This window comes from Pseudorhizobium sp. NPDC055634, from assembly GCF_053618655.1.
The window spans coordinates 319687-332447 of sequence record NZ_JBSHHW010000004.1 but is presented as its reverse complement, the minus strand read 5'-3'; the positions used below and the strand labels follow the sequence as shown (position 1 = coordinate 332447).

12 protein-coding genes and 2 tRNA genes are annotated in these 12761 nt (G+C 64.0%); 7 read left to right on the top strand and 7 right to left on the bottom strand.

The window, feature by feature from the left end; genetic code table 11:
* Positions 1-45: 45 nt before the first annotated feature.
* The 4 genes from ACWGPT_RS09030 to ACWGPT_RS09015 all read right to left on the bottom strand — a co-directional run bounded on the left by ACWGPT_RS09030 (position 46) and on the right by ACWGPT_RS09015 (position 6311).
* Complete coding sequence (locus ACWGPT_RS09030) at positions 46-1317, bottom strand: OmpP1/FadL family transporter (RefSeq protein ID WP_452605245.1); 1272 nt, start codon at positions 1315-1317, stop codon at positions 46-48.
* 339 nt (positions 1318-1656) lie between these two features.
* Positions 1657-4572, bottom strand: coding sequence for a valine--tRNA ligase (locus tag ACWGPT_RS09025; protein WP_452605244.1), 2916 nt, complete (start codon positions 4570-4572; stop codon positions 1657-1659).
* 116 nt (positions 4573-4688) lie between these two features.
* A complete protein-coding gene (locus ACWGPT_RS09020; RefSeq protein WP_452605243.1) occupies positions 4689-5486 on the bottom strand; it encodes a DUF2497 domain-containing protein in 798 nt (265 codons plus the stop codon).
* A gap of 174 nt (positions 5487-5660) precedes the next feature.
* The gene (locus tag ACWGPT_RS09015) at positions 5661-6311 is read right to left on the bottom strand and encodes a protein-L-isoaspartate O-methyltransferase family protein (protein ID WP_452605338.1); all 651 of its coding nucleotides are present in this window, start codon (positions 6309-6311) and stop codon (positions 5661-5663) included.
* 213 nt (positions 6312-6524) lie between these two features.
* On the opposite strand from ACWGPT_RS09015, the gene ACWGPT_RS09010 reads away from it, so the two are divergent.
* Positions 6525-6598, top strand: a tRNA-Cys gene (locus ACWGPT_RS09010).
* A 468-nt stretch (positions 6599-7066) separates the two neighbouring features.
* Here ACWGPT_RS09010 and ACWGPT_RS09005 read toward each other — a convergent pair.
* Entirely contained in the window at positions 7067-7558 is a 492-nt protein-coding gene (locus ACWGPT_RS09005) for a hypothetical protein (RefSeq protein ID WP_452605242.1), read from the bottom strand.
* Between the two features lie 111 nt (positions 7559-7669).
* Positions 7670-7885, bottom strand: a complete 216-nt coding sequence (locus ACWGPT_RS09000; protein ID WP_452605241.1) for a hypothetical protein — start codon at positions 7883-7885, stop codon at positions 7670-7672.
* Positions 7886-8127: 242 nt separating this feature from the next.
* On the opposite strand from ACWGPT_RS09000, the gene ACWGPT_RS08995 reads away from it, so the two are divergent.
* A complete protein-coding gene (locus tag ACWGPT_RS08995) occupies positions 8128-8769 on the top strand; it encodes an exopolysaccharide biosynthesis protein (RefSeq protein ID WP_452605240.1) in 642 nt (213 codons plus the stop codon).
* Here the strand turns inward: ACWGPT_RS08995 and ACWGPT_RS08990 are convergent.
* A complete protein-coding gene (locus tag ACWGPT_RS08990; RefSeq protein WP_452605337.1) occupies positions 8766-9062 on the bottom strand; it encodes a hypothetical protein in 297 nt (98 codons plus the stop codon). The genes ACWGPT_RS08995 and ACWGPT_RS08990 overlap by 4 nt on opposite strands.
* A 134-nt stretch (positions 9063-9196) precedes the next feature.
* On the opposite strand from ACWGPT_RS08990, the gene ACWGPT_RS08985 reads away from it, so the two are divergent.
* The 5 genes from ACWGPT_RS08985 to ACWGPT_RS08965 all read left to right on the top strand — a co-directional run bounded on the left by ACWGPT_RS08985 (position 9197) and on the right by ACWGPT_RS08965 (position 12738).
* A tRNA-Asn gene (locus tag ACWGPT_RS08985) sits at positions 9197-9271 on the top strand.
* Between the two features lie 568 nt (positions 9272-9839).
* The gene (locus tag ACWGPT_RS08980) at positions 9840-10232 is read left to right on the top strand and encodes a DUF1236 domain-containing protein (protein WP_452605239.1); all 393 of its coding nucleotides are present in this window, start codon (positions 9840-9842) and stop codon (positions 10230-10232) included.
* Between the two features lie 264 nt (positions 10233-10496).
* Positions 10497-10778 carry a hypothetical protein gene (locus ACWGPT_RS08975; RefSeq protein ID WP_452605238.1) on the top strand — a complete coding sequence of 94 codons (282 nt, stop codon included), beginning with the start codon at positions 10497-10499 and terminating at the stop codon, positions 10776-10778.
* Positions 10779-10957: 179 nt separating this feature from the next.
* Positions 10958-11995: a cysteine synthase A gene (locus ACWGPT_RS08970; protein WP_452605237.1), complete on the top strand. Its 1038-nt coding sequence runs from the start codon at positions 10958-10960 to the stop codon at positions 11993-11995.
* Between the two features lie 8 nt (positions 11996-12003).
* Positions 12004-12738, top strand: a complete 735-nt coding sequence (locus tag ACWGPT_RS08965; protein ID WP_452605236.1) for an alanyl-tRNA editing protein — start codon at positions 12004-12006, stop codon at positions 12736-12738.
* The last annotated feature ends 23 nt before the right edge of the window (positions 12739-12761 follow it).

The window sequence follows — 12761 nt, the reverse complement described above, 5'->3', positions numbered from 1 at the left end:
AAAAGCCCGGCGCGAGCCGGGCTTCTGTTGGTCGAAGGTGCCGGATCAGAACCGAACCTTCAAGGCGGTCGACAAGCCGTAGGCGATGTCGTCGTCGAACTCGTAGTTGGCGCGCTGCCCGTACTGAAGGCCGTCGATGGTCACCGTGTTCGAGCTGCCGCCGGTCAGCAGCGCCAGGGCGCCGGCAAGGCGGAACTCGACGTTCTCGGTCGGCGAGTAGGAGGCGCCGACGCCAAGCGTCCACGTATCCGTCAGCGTGCCGAAGTCCTGCGACGTCCCACGATCCCAGGTGACGCTGACCGCGCCGCTCCACTGGTCGTTGAACTTGTGGCCAACACCGCCGGAGATGGTCCAGCCATCGCGATAGCCGAGATCGAGGCTCGTAACGCTGTTGGAGGTCGTGCACTTGCCGGTGACGGCCGCGGTGCAGAACGGCACCTTCTGCAACTGGCTCCAGTCGGTCCACTTCACCGAACCGAAGGCGAGCCAGTCAGGAGCGATGCCCGACTGAACCTTCAACTCGACCACGTCCGGCATATCCTGGGCGCCGTGGACATCCGTCACCCTGCCGGCCGGCGCTCCCGAAGAGGCCGGAAGCCCGGTGAGATCAAGGGTACCGGTGATGTCGTCAAGCTTGACTTCGCTGTTGTAGACGAGGCTGGCGCGGAAGGCGTATTCCGGGATTTCGTAAGCAATACCGGCACGCCATCCCCAGCCGTCGCCTTCGAGATCAAGACGGCCAACGCCGGACAGGCCGGTGCTTGCGGGAACGGCCTGCACGAGACGCTCCTGGAAGCCATAGACCTCCTGATAGAACGTACCGCCGATGAACCGGAGCTGGCCCGGGCCGGCATCGACACGATAGGAACACGTCAGAGCGTAGTTACGGCTCTCGACCTTCGTTTCGATGTCCTCGTTGGCGCCAGCCCAGTCCCTGCCCGGATCCTTGTGAGCTCCCCACGGCTCCGAGTAATCGAACATGCAGTCTGCGGCATCACCGATCGCAGCCTTCGCGCCGATACGCGGCGCCCAGTAGTTCTCGCTGCCATCGGCGGTGTCCGACAGGGAGTTCAGGTTGCCACCACCGAAGGTACCGCCTGACGGATTGTAGTTCGTGGTGTCGACGTCGCGGACGTTCTTGAGCTTGCGCTGCGGGGCAACGAATGTAACCGCCGATTCCGCTGCAAATCGACCCGGATCGAACAGAAGGTCGATGTTGTATCCGCCTCGCTCGAGGCCGCCGGCCATGGCCGGCGCAGTCATTGCGCAGCTCGCCGCGAGTGCCAACAGAGCTTTGGAAACCAGTTTACTTGTCATCTTCTCCCACCTCCCGGTATGCGTTGGGGCGAGTGTAGATAGTTCGAAGTAAATGACAACTTTCCGTGAGCGCTTCGGGGCGTCCATAAACCGGTCAAAAATTTACGTGAAACTTCAAACACCCACGTATTCGCGATCGAAAAACGGAATTTATTTTTCGTGGAAACGTTTCAGGTCAATCAAGGAAGGAATGAGATTTCCTTCGGCAGACGACGTGTGACCCGATCGCAACATGTCCGGCCCCATTGACGTCCACGGAAAACGACGGAAATTCCACTTACAAAACATCGGAAAACCCGCATCGAGGATCGATGCGGGTTTCAGAGTGTTTGACGGATCTCAGCCGGCCTCGGCGATTCTCTGCGCGGCGGTTTTGAGGCTCGCCATCTGGACTTCCAGTTCCGCGTAGCGCTCCTGCTCGGCGGCGACGACATCCGGATCGGCGTTCTGGACGAACCTCTCGTTGGCGAGCTTCTTCGCAACCTTCTCCATGTCGGCTTCGGTCTTGCCGATGGCTTTCTCGATCCTCGCCTTTTCCGCGGCGAGATCGATGAGGCTGCCGAGCGGAAGGCAGGCGATCGCCTCGCCGACGACGACCTGGGCCGCACCCTTGGAGGCGGTCTGCTGCGCCTCGATGCTCTCCACCCTCGCCAGGCGGCGGATGGCGGCATCGTGGCGCCGGAGCCGGGCCTCCGTCTGCGGGCTCGCGCCGACCACGACGAGCGGGGCCACGGCGCCAGGTGGCACGTTCATCTCGGCGCGCGCGGAACGCAGGCCGGAAACCAGGTCGATCAGCCAGTTGATCTCGGCAGCCGCGGCCTCGTCGGCAAAATCCGGCACCGGCCACTCCGCGTGGCAGAGAAGCGTGTCGCGGCTTGCCGTGTGGGCCCAGAGCTCTTCGGTCATGAACGGCATGAACGGGTGCAGGAGCTTGTAGGTCTGTTCGAGCACGTAGGCCGCGCAGGCCTGCGCCTCAGCCTTCGCCCGCTCGTCCGTTCCGGCGAAGACCGGCTTCAGGAGTTCCAGGTACCAGTCGCAGAACTGGTTCCAGACGAATCGGTAGAGCGAGCCGGCGGCATCGTTGAAGCGCTGGCTCTCGATGGCCTCGGTGACCTCGGCGATGGTGCGGCTAAGCTCCGTCAGGATCCAGCGGTTGATGGTGACGGTAGACGTCTCCGGGATGAAATGCGGGTCGCGCTCGACGCCGTTCATTTCCGCGAAGCGGGTGGCATTCCACAGCTTCGTTCCGAAGTTGCGGTAGCCGGCGATGCGGGCGGGGTCGAGCTTCACATCCCTGCCCTGCGCCGCCATGATGGCCAGCGTGAAGCGCAGCGCGTCGGCGCCGTATTCGTCGATCAGATCGAGCGGATCGATGACGTTGCCCTTCGACTTCGACATCTTCTGGCCGTTCTTGTCGCGGACCAGCGCATGGACATAGACCGTGTGGAACGGCGCCACCGGGTTGCCGTCCTCGTCCTTCATGAAATGCAGGCCCATCATCATCATCCGGGCGACCCAGAAGAAGATGATGTCGAAGCCCGTCACCAGCACGCTTGTCGGATAGTATTTCTCAAGTTCCTTCGTGTGCTCGGGCCAGCCCAGCGTCGAGAAGGGCCACAGAGCCGAGGAGAACCAGGTGTCAAGGACGTCCTCGTCGCGCGTCAGGATCTCGCCCGGCTTGAAGTTCTCCAGTAGGTCCTCGACATAGGCCTTCATCGGGCCCTCGTGGGCGATATAGTGCTGGATGGCGGCGTGCAGCGCCTCCTCCTCGGTCTTCTCGACGAAGACCTGGCCGTCCGGACCGTACCAGGCCGGGATCTGGTGTCCCCACCACAGCTGGCGGGAAATGCACCAGGGCTGGATGTTCTCCATCCACTCGAAATAGGTCTTTTCCCAGTTCTTCGGCACGAACTTGGTGCGGCCGTCGCGCACCGCCTCGATCGCGGGCTTCGCGAGCGTCTCGGCATCGACGAACCACTGGTCGGTCAGCATGGGCTCAATGACGACGTTCGAGCGGTCGCCGAAGGGCTGCATGATCTTCTTGTTCTCGACGTAGGGGACGTCGTTGCCCTCCGCGTCCTTGACCGTGACGGCAAGGCCTTCCGCATTGATGGCCTCGACGATGCGGCTGCGCGCCTCGTAGCGGTCGAGCCCGCGATATTCGTCGGGAACGAGGTTGATATCGTCCACCTCGGCCTCGGTCGGCAGTTCGCCGGATCTCGCGATTTCCATCGCGACCTGGGCATAGAAGGCATAGGGTTCGCCGTCGTCGCGCAGCCGGGCCTGGGTATCCATCAGCCGGTAGAGCGGAATGTTGTTGCGGCGGGCGACCTGGTAGTCGTTGAAGTCATGCGCGCCGGTAATCTTCACCGCCCCCGAACCGAAGGTCGGATCGGGGTATTCGTCGGTGATGATGGGGATCAGGCGGCGGTGCTCCTTCGGCCCCACGGGGATCTCGCAGAGCTTGCCGACGATCGGCCGGTAGCGCTCGTCCGACGGGTGGACCGCAACGGCGCCGTCGCCGAGCATGGTTTCCGGGCGGGTCGTCGCAATCGAGATGTAGTCGCGCTCTTCCTGAAGGACGACATTACCGTCGGCGTCCTTCTCGACATAGGTGTAGGTCTCGCCGCCGGCCAGGGGATACTTGAAGTGCCACATGTGGCCGTCGGTTTCGCGGTTCTCGACCTCGATGTCGGAGATTGCCGTCTCGAACTTCGGGTCCCAGTTGACCAGCCGCTTCCCGCGATAGATGAGCCCCTGCTTGTAAAGCGTTACAAAAACTTCAAGAACGGCCTGCGACAGTCCCTCGTCCATGGTGAAGCGCTCGCGCGACCAGTCGCAGGATGCCCCCAGTCGCTTCAACTGGTTGAAGATCAGGCCACCCGACTCTGCCTTCCACTCCCAGACCTTGTCGATGAACGCCTCCCGGCCCATCTCGCGGCGGCCGGGCAGCTTGCGCTCGGCCAGCTGGCGCTCGACGACCATCTGCGTCGCGATCCCGGCATGGTCCATGCCCGGTTGCCACAGCACGTCCTTGCCGCGCATCCGCTCGAACCGCACCATGATGTCCTGCAGCGTGTTGTTGAGCGCATGGCCCATGTGCAGCGAACCGGTGACGTTCGGCGGCGGAATGACGATCGAGAAGGTCTCGGCGCCGGGTTCGGCATTGGCGCCGGCGCGGAAGGCGTCTGCCTCGTCCCAGGCTGCTGCGATCTTCGGTTCAACGGCGGCGGAATCGTAGGTTTTGTCGAGCATTTTCCGACCAGAATTCGAGTTCTAACAGGCCCCGGTGTAAATAGGACGGGCAGAAGCAAGTCAATAAAAAAGCCGCCCCGTCGCCGGGGCGGCCCGTCCCTTGGAACGGTCAAGCGTCAGCGGCGCGGGCCGCGCGCCACCCGTTCGATTTCCTCGCGCACGAGGCGCTCGACCAGCGTCGGCAGGTTGTCGTCCAGCCACTCCTGCAGCATCGGGCGGAGCATCTCCTGGGCCATGTCCTCGACAGACCTGTTGCGGATGCCGTCGAACACGGCGGCAAGATCGTTGAAGGAGCGCGCGACCTGCGCACCGGCTTTCTCGGAAATCAGCGCCTCCACGCAGGCCGGCAGGGAGCCGGGCGCTTCAGGCGTGACAGGAGCGGCCGGCCGCTCGACCGGATCAGTCGCAGCTTCCAGGGCAAACGGCAGGGGCGCCGCGGGAGCATCGGCCTTCCCGGCCCTTGCGGGCTGCGGCGAAAATTCAGGCAACGGAGCGGGCTGCGGACGCGGAGCACTCGCAACCGCAGGCTCCTGCGCGGCGGGGGGCGCCATCTTCTGCGCCGGGGCTGCTGCCGTGGCTGCGGGCTGAACCTGGCGAACATCGGCATCGACCGGGCGGGCCGATGCCGCCCTCACCCGCGCCGCGACGTCGGCGAGAGAAAGCGACCTCTCCTGGCCGCGATCGGCCTCCAGAGCGCTTGCGGCATCCGCCTGATGCGGGCGGCCCCGGTCGTTGGCGGCCATTTCGGTGACGATGTCTATATCGCCGTCGTCGATCTCGTCCTCGGCATATACGGGCGGCATGCTTTGCGGCAAGGCGTTTTCCGCCTGCGGCTCATTGCTTTCGATGATCCGGCGGATCGAGGCCAGGATCTCTTCCATCGAGGGTTCACGCACTACACCTGGCTGAGCCATTCTTCATCCCCGCAACTGCAAACGCGGCCCTTAGCGGACCTGATTCGTCATTAGTGTACGAAAGGAGAGGCCTGAAACAATCGCGGCGGGCGATGGGATCGACGGCATACACAGAATTGTTTTGCCGTTGAGTCCCGCCGGCCACAGTCGGGCCGACCGGCGGGCGCAAGGCCGTCAGAATACGAAGGACGGCTGCTTCTGGAAGCCGGGAAGCTGCTTCACCGACGTGTTGAAGTGGGCGGTTTCGGAAATCGCGCCGTGCTCCTTGATCAGCAGCCTGGCCTGTGCGGCATTGCCGTGGCCGACAACCGCGACGAGGCGGCCGCCGTCGCGCAGCTGGTCGACGAGTGCTGCCGGAATCTCTTCCACCGCGCCGTTCACGAAGATGATGTCGTAGGGAGCCTCGGACGTATAGCCCTTTTCCATCTCGCCGTGGACGACGGCCACGTTGTCGTAGCCGAGACGCGTGAGGTTCTCGACCGCCTGCGCGCAGAGCTGCTCGTCAGCCTCGACCGAGACGACGGAGCCGGCGAGCTGGGAAAGGACCGCCGCCGCGTAACCGGTGCCGCAGCCCACTTCGAGTACCAGGTCATCCTTGCCGATGCGCGCGAGCTGCAGGAGCTTGGCAAGCGGGGACGCCTCCATGAGGTAGCGGCCGGGGGCGATCTGGAGATCTTCGTCGATATAGGCGATCGGCTTCAGCCTGGCGGGTACGAACTCCTCGCGCGGCACGGAGAGGAAGGCCTGCAAGACCGGATGAGACGTCACATCGGTGGTGCGTATCTGGTTGTCCACCATCTTGGTCCGTGCGGCTTCGAAGTCCATCATCTCGGCTGTCCTGAATATACCTGATTGCGCCGTCTTTACTGGGCGGCGGCGGCTCTTTCAAGACGCAGGCCCGATCGCCCGCTAAAAACGTTGCCCTGCCCGCCCCGTGCCGCACCCGGATGAAATGATTTTCGGGTCGCCTTTCCTCTTGCACCGTCATTCGATTCGTTCTAAACGCCCGTCACCACTCGCTCTTTTCAGCGGTAGGATGGCCTCGTGGCGGAGTGGTGACGCAGAGGACTGCAAATCCTCGTACCCCGGTTCAATTCCGGGCGAGGCCTCCAAATTTCCCGCAGCAGGATCAGAAACTTACCCCTCCATGGGGACCCGCGCGACCGGCCGCCGGCTCGTGTTGCGTGATGCAGCCTGCGTTTCATGATCTGCACCGCTTCCCCCATCGCCCCCGCACATTCCGGCAACGTTGTCCCGCCAGCAACCCGGCTGCCCGCGCATCGGCCGACATACCCATGACGGACCTCGCGCAGCCGGGTGTGGTCGTCCACCAACATCTCCTCAATGCGATTTCTGGAAACGCTCGTTAACCGCCCGAAAGGTCCGCGGGGGCCATGAACGGGAGGCTCGCTGCCCCCCAGCGAGCAAGCCTCTGAAGAAGCTCGTCAGCCTCCCTGGCGAGCTTCTTCGTTATTTCGGGCATCGGGGATTCGGGGTTCTGATCAGTGCCCCCTACAGAAGCCTGCGCGTCCGACCGCTTTCCAGACATGCTGATCAACAGGTGATGACCAGAGGCGCAATCACTGGCGCTGGAGCCGGAGGTCGGTCACCGTCACGGTCGACTTGGTCTTGGGGTCGGCCTCGAAGGTACGGATCTCCAGGGCGCCTGACGCGGTGATTTCGATCCGCAGGTCGGCGGTCATGTTCCCGCGTACCGGCCTTTGCCACTGGATGGCCAGGTTGAGCGTGTTTCCCGTTCTTTCGCCCTGGACCGCTCCGCCACCCTCAGGGCCTACGTACTGCCCGGAGATGCGCGAACCGTCCTCCTTGACCGCCGCCGATATGTCACGGGTGATGAAGCCGAGCGCCGTGCATCGCCCGCTCATGGTCAGCGAGGTCGCGCCGCCCTCCCCGTTCATCGTGCATTCGACGTTCACCCGGTCTCCGTTCAGGCGGACATATTCGCCGCCGCCCTTCCAGGTGCCGGTAAAGTCCTCCAGTCCCTCCTGGGCCGAGACCATCGTCGCGGAAGAAAGGAGCAGGGTACAGAAAAGAGCGGATCGGAGATGCATCGCAGCCTCCCTTTCCCGCCCATAACTGACGAGATCGAGAGCCGTTCCCGAATGTCGGCCGGGATCGGTCGATCAGCCCTGAAGCCCTGAAGCTCTGAAGCCTGGACGCCGTCACGTCGGCCAGTAGCGATCCGAACGGAAGTCTTCGGGTATCTCTTCAAGCGAAGACAGGGTGCGCGCCACGAAATCGATCTGCAGCGCGAGGTCGCGGATCGCTCTCGGAACCGCCACTCCGACGGCTCTCTCGCGGGTCAGGTGGCGGTCGTAGTCCAGCGCGTCGAGGCGGCGGTCCGCCTCCCGCCTCACGTCGAACGGTGATGTGCGCATTGCTTCGGCAGCGTCCAACGACCGTTGGTCCCGCAATCCGCCCTCAATAACTCTCAGCTTCATCGCAAATCCTCGTCAGTCCCGAAGCAAGCCTCGGCGATTCGGGTGGGGCGGCACAACAGCGATAATTACTCCCGCAATCTTGCCCCGCCACACACGCGGCCCAATGCCCGTGTAGGCGCTGGCCTTGCGCGGGTCGAGAATGGTGATATCCATCAGCCGCCAGACATGGGAGCCAGACCTTGCAAGATCACCTTGAGTTCCAGGACACCGATGCCTCGCTGAGCGCAACGCTGAAAGAGGTCATCGCAGGGATCGACGGTTCGTCGGTGACGCTGCGGGACCTGATGGAGGCGGTCGGCGAGCAGGGCCTTCTCCTGCTGTGCGCCGTTGCGTCGCTTCCCTTCCTCCTCCCGGTCTCCATCCCCGGCGTCAGCACGGTCTTCGGGTTCGCGATCATTCTGGTCAGCCTGTCGATCACCTTCAACAGACTGCCGTGGCTGCCCCGCCGTATCCTCGATCGGCGGCTGGAAACGCAGAAGCTCGTGCCGGCGCTTGAAAAGGGCGTCTCCATCGTCTCCCGGCTCGACGCCTACCTGAAGCCCCGCATGGGGGCGCTCGTCAGCGGCGCTGCCGCCAACCGCCTGAACGGGCTGGCGATCGCGCTGGCCGGCGTGCTCCTGATGTTCCCGCTGGGGCTGATCCCGTTTTCCAACACGCTTCCGGCGATCGCGGTCCTGCTCGTCGCCACCGGCATGATCCAGCGCGACGGACTGGTCGTGCTGGCGGGCTATGCCTTCAACGTCATCACGCTCATCTATTTCGGGATATTGGCCTACATGGCGTTCAGCGCCGGCCAGGGCCTCGCCGGCTTCTTCAGCTAGTCACGCCGGCGCAGGCGGCGGCGCTCCCACCAGACCGCGAAGCGGCGGCGCTTGCGGCGCACATAGGGAAGGTCGTGCGAGAGCACGAGCAGGCCGAGCGGCACCATCCAGAAGCCGAGAACGGGCAGGAAACCGAGCGTACCGCCGAGGATGAGGCTGCCCCCCACCAGGAGGCGGCCGATCCTTGATCGCGGCAATGGCAGGTGCCAGTTGCCGAGGGACAAGCGACCGCTGGCGGGATCGACACCGAACCGCTTCTGCCGGGGCTTGTTTTCCGAATTCTCCACACTCATCTCCACAACGCAGGCGCTGAAATGGTGCAGGATCGGCCGTGAAACAAGCGGCATGATTTTTTTTCGAAAAAGCGCTTGGCAAACGGTCAAAGCATTTGTATTACCCCGCTCGACGGCGCGCCGAGGCGCCCTGTTCCCTGGTAGCTCAGCGGTAGAGCATTCGACTGTTAATCGACAGGTCGCCGGTTCGAATCCGGCCCGGGGAGCCATTTCTTTCTGCAAGTGATTAAGCTTGCCATCGATCTGGCCCGATACCGCACCCCTTCCTCATTTCCCCTCCCGCTTTTGGCCGGCTTATGCCGTTTGTGCCTCTCGGAAATGCTCCGGCCAGGATGGCGAGGCGCACGTCGTCAGGTTTTCAAAGAAAAAGCACCGGCGCGCCGACTTTGGTCCGGCAGCGCCGGTGCAACTAGAGGAGCCGCTCCGGGAGGGGGGAACACTAGGACGACTCCCCGCCACGTCCATGTGGACGCAGGAGGACGCGTAGGTAGACTTCGGGGAATGGAGCGCCAGTGCTAAATCTGGCCCCGCACAGAAGAAGATATGGGCTTCCTACCGCTCCTCAGGCCGAACTCCCGGCCCATGGCCATTCGAATCGATGAAGATTGCTCCTGCCGATCCGAGAGCCGCCCCGGCGGGGTGCATGTCCTCCCGACGGCGGACTGCTGGGTCGCGACAGGGTGCGATTGGCCGGGATTGCAGGGGTTGCCTGGCGCGGAACGAATTTCGGACATTCACGTTCACTGCCCCATGGCTTTACATGAAAAGGAGATCGCCATGAGGAAGTTCGTACTTATCGCTGCCGCTGCAGGCCTTGCCGCGACCGGCGCCCTTGCACAGGAAGGCACGGTCAGCGGCGCCGCGGGCGGAGCGGTAACCGGCGCGATCGTCGGCGGCCCGATCGGCGCTGCCGTGGGCGGCATTGTCGGCGCTGCTGCCGGAACCGCAATCGATCCGCCGCCGGAGCGCGTCGTCACCTATGTGCGCGAACAGCCGGTTCCCGCCCAGCCGGTCGTCGTGGAGCGTGAGGTCGTCGTCGGCCAGCCGCTGCCCGAGACCGTGGTGCTGACCCCGGTCCCGGACGCACCGGAATATGCCTATACCTATGTCAACGAGCGCCGCGTCATCGTCGATCCGAAGAACTATACGGTCGTTCAGGTCCTCGACTGATCGTCCTTGATCTTATCCATGAAGCCCCGGCATCGCCCGGGGCTTCTTGCGTTGTGGACCACCAGAACCTCCAATTCGTGGCCACACCGAGACGACGGGGCCTCGCGCCGCTTCTCCAGCCCCAGCCGGAGAAATCATCCGAACTCCTCCCCGAGCAGCCGCAACCATAACTTTCGGAGGTAGCCCGGAACCGGCGCAACTTTCGATGGTTAGGCTCGCGTTCAGAGAAACGTTTCCGGGAAACCGGCCAAGGAGGAGATAAGAATGCTCAGGAAAATGGTTACGGCATCCGCCATCGTGCTGATGCTCGCTTCGGGCGCGATGGCCCAGTCCGCGTCCGAATCGGGCGACAAGTCGACCGACGGCACGGGCAGCGCGGGGAGCACCTCGGATGCCAATACCGGCCAGGCGGATACCGCCCCCGGTGGCGCCGCCGACAACGCTTCGTCGGGCAACCGCGATGACGACCGCTGCACCGAGACCAGTGCCGAACAGACGACATCCGTCCAGTCCGGCACGATTCCCGACGCAGCCTGCCAAGAATAATCCGCAACCGTTCAACCCTAAGGCTGGCGCCCGCGCCAGCCTTTTTGCGTGAGCCGCAAAGCCGCCGACAACATATTATTTCGAGAGTGCCCCGGATCGCGAAAACCTGTTTCTTGTCTCGGCTGCCTTGTCCTCCCAGAAGAGCGCTCATAAACTGAATTCCTCACAAGGCCCCCATCATGTCCCTTCACACATCCGTCCTCGACGTCATCGGCAATACGCCGCTCATTCGCCTCAAGGGCGCTTCGGAGGCGACGGGCTGCGAGATCCTCGGCAAGGCGGAATTCCTCAACCCCGGCCAATCGGTGAAGGACCGCGCGGCGCTCTACATCATCCGCGACGCCGAGCGGAAAGGCCTGCTTCGCCCGGGCGGCGTGATCGTCGAGGGTACGGCCGGCAATACCGGCATCGGGCTGACGCTTGTCGCCAAGGCGCTCGGCTACCGGACCGTCATCGTCATTCCCGAGACCCAGAGCCAGGAGAAGAAGGACGCCCTGCGCCTGCTCGGGGCCGAGCTCGTCGAGGTTCCCGCGGTCCCCTACCGTAACCCCAACAACTACGTGAAGATTTCGGGCCGGCTTGCCGAACAACTGGCGAAGACCGATCCCGCCGGTGCGATCTGGGCCAACCAGTTCGACAACGTCGCGAACCGCCAGGCGCATGTGGAGACCACCGCGCCCGAGATCTGGGATGAGACAGGCGGCCAGATCGACGGCTTCATCTGCTCGGTCGGGTCCGGGGGGACGCTCGCCGGCGTTGCCGAGGGGCTGAGGGACCGCAAGCCCGGGATCAAGATCGGCCTTGCGGACCCGGAAGGTGCCGCTCTCTACGATTACTACGCCCATGGGGAGTTGAAGTCGGAGGGTTCGTCGATCACCGAGGGGATCGGCCAGGGCCGGATCACGGCGAACCTCGAAGGCTTCGCTCCGGACTATGCCTACCAGATTCCCGATGCGGAAGCCCTGCCGGTGATCTTCGACCTTGTCGAGCGGGAGGGCCTGTGCCTCGGCGGATCGAGCGGCATCAACGTTGCCGGCGCCATCCGCCTCGCCCGCGACCTCGGCCCGGGCCATACGATCGTGACGATCCTCTGCGACTACGGAAACCGCTACCAGTCGAAGCTCTTCAACCCCGAGTTCCTGCGCTCCAAGAACCTGCCCGTGCCCCAGTGGATGACCCGCCGCCACGGGATTGTCGCCCCCTTCGAGCCCGCCTGAGCCCGTCCATGCCCGTCAACGCCCTCTTCCGCGACGATTTCTACCTGAAGACGACGGAGGCGGTCGTGACGGCGGTCCATCAGGACGGCGCCATCGAATTCGACCGGACGTGCTTCTATGCGACCTCGGGCGGCCAGCCCGGCGACACGGGTCATGTCGAGCGTTCGGATGGCAGCAGGATCACGCTTGGGCAGGCAAGGCACGGCGCGAGCAAGGACATCATCCTGCATATGCCGCTCGACGGCGAGCGGCCGCCGATCCTCGGAGAAACGGTGCGCCTCCATATCGACTGGGAGCGACGGTTCCGGCTGATGCGGATGCACACGGCCTGCCATCTGCTCTCCGTCGTCTGCCCCTTCCCGATTACCGGAGCGGCGGTCGGCGAGGACGAATCGCGCGTGGATTTCGACATGGTCGACGTCGCCGACAAGGACGAGGTGACGGCCCGGCTCCTCGAACTCGTCGACCAGGACCACCCGGTCTACGTCCAGTGGATCAGCGACGACGAGCTTGCGGCCAATCCCGGCATCGTCAAGTCGAAGAACGTCCGGCCGCCGGTGGGGCTCGGTCGTGTCAGCCTCGTCTGCATCGGCGAAAACTCCGCCGTTGACAGCCAGCCCTGCGGCGGCACACATGTTTCCCGTACCGGCGAGGTGGGCCGCATCCACATCGCCAAGATCGAGAAGAAGGGCAAGGAAAACCGGCGCTTTCGCATCCGGTTCGGCGACGCCGCCGGCGGCTGACGCCCTGCCCCGGGAGAAGCACG

Excerpts from the sequence above, each read along its gene's own strand:
- ACWGPT_RS09005 (WP_452605242.1), bottom strand. The coding sequence starts at position 7,558 with ATGCATCTCCGATCCGCTCTTTTCTGTACCCTGCTCCTTTCTTCCGCG.
- ACWGPT_RS08980 (WP_452605239.1), top strand. The coding sequence starts at position 9,840 with ATGAGGAAGTTCGTACTTATCGCTGCCGCTGCAGGCCTTGCCGCGACC.
- ACWGPT_RS09015 (WP_452605338.1), bottom strand. The coding sequence starts at position 6,311 with ATGGACTTCGAAGCCGCACGGACCAAGATGGTGGACAACCAGATACGC.
- ACWGPT_RS09025 (WP_452605244.1), bottom strand. The coding sequence starts at position 4,572 with ATGCTCGACAAAACCTACGATTCCGCCGCCGTTGAACCGAAGATCGCA.
- ACWGPT_RS09000 (WP_452605241.1), bottom strand. The coding sequence starts at position 7,885 with ATGCGCACATCACCGTTCGACGTGAGGCGGGAGGCGGACCGCCGCCTC.
- ACWGPT_RS08970 (WP_452605237.1), top strand. The coding sequence starts at position 10,958 with ATGTCCCTTCACACATCCGTCCTCGACGTCATCGGCAATACGCCGCTC.
- ACWGPT_RS08975 (WP_452605238.1), top strand. The coding sequence starts at position 10,497 with ATGCTCAGGAAAATGGTTACGGCATCCGCCATCGTGCTGATGCTCGCT.
- ACWGPT_RS09030 (WP_452605245.1), bottom strand. The coding sequence starts at position 1,317 with ATGACAAGTAAACTGGTTTCCAAAGCTCTGTTGGCACTCGCGGCGAGC.
- ACWGPT_RS08965 (WP_452605236.1), top strand. The coding sequence starts at position 12,004 with ATGCCCGTCAACGCCCTCTTCCGCGACGATTTCTACCTGAAGACGACG.
- ACWGPT_RS09020 (WP_452605243.1), bottom strand. The coding sequence starts at position 5,486 with ATGGCTCAGCCAGGTGTAGTGCGTGAACCCTCGATGGAAGAGATCCTG.
- ACWGPT_RS08990 (WP_452605337.1), bottom strand. The coding sequence starts at position 9,062 with ATGAGTGTGGAGAATTCGGAAAACAAGCCCCGGCAGAAGCGGTTCGGT.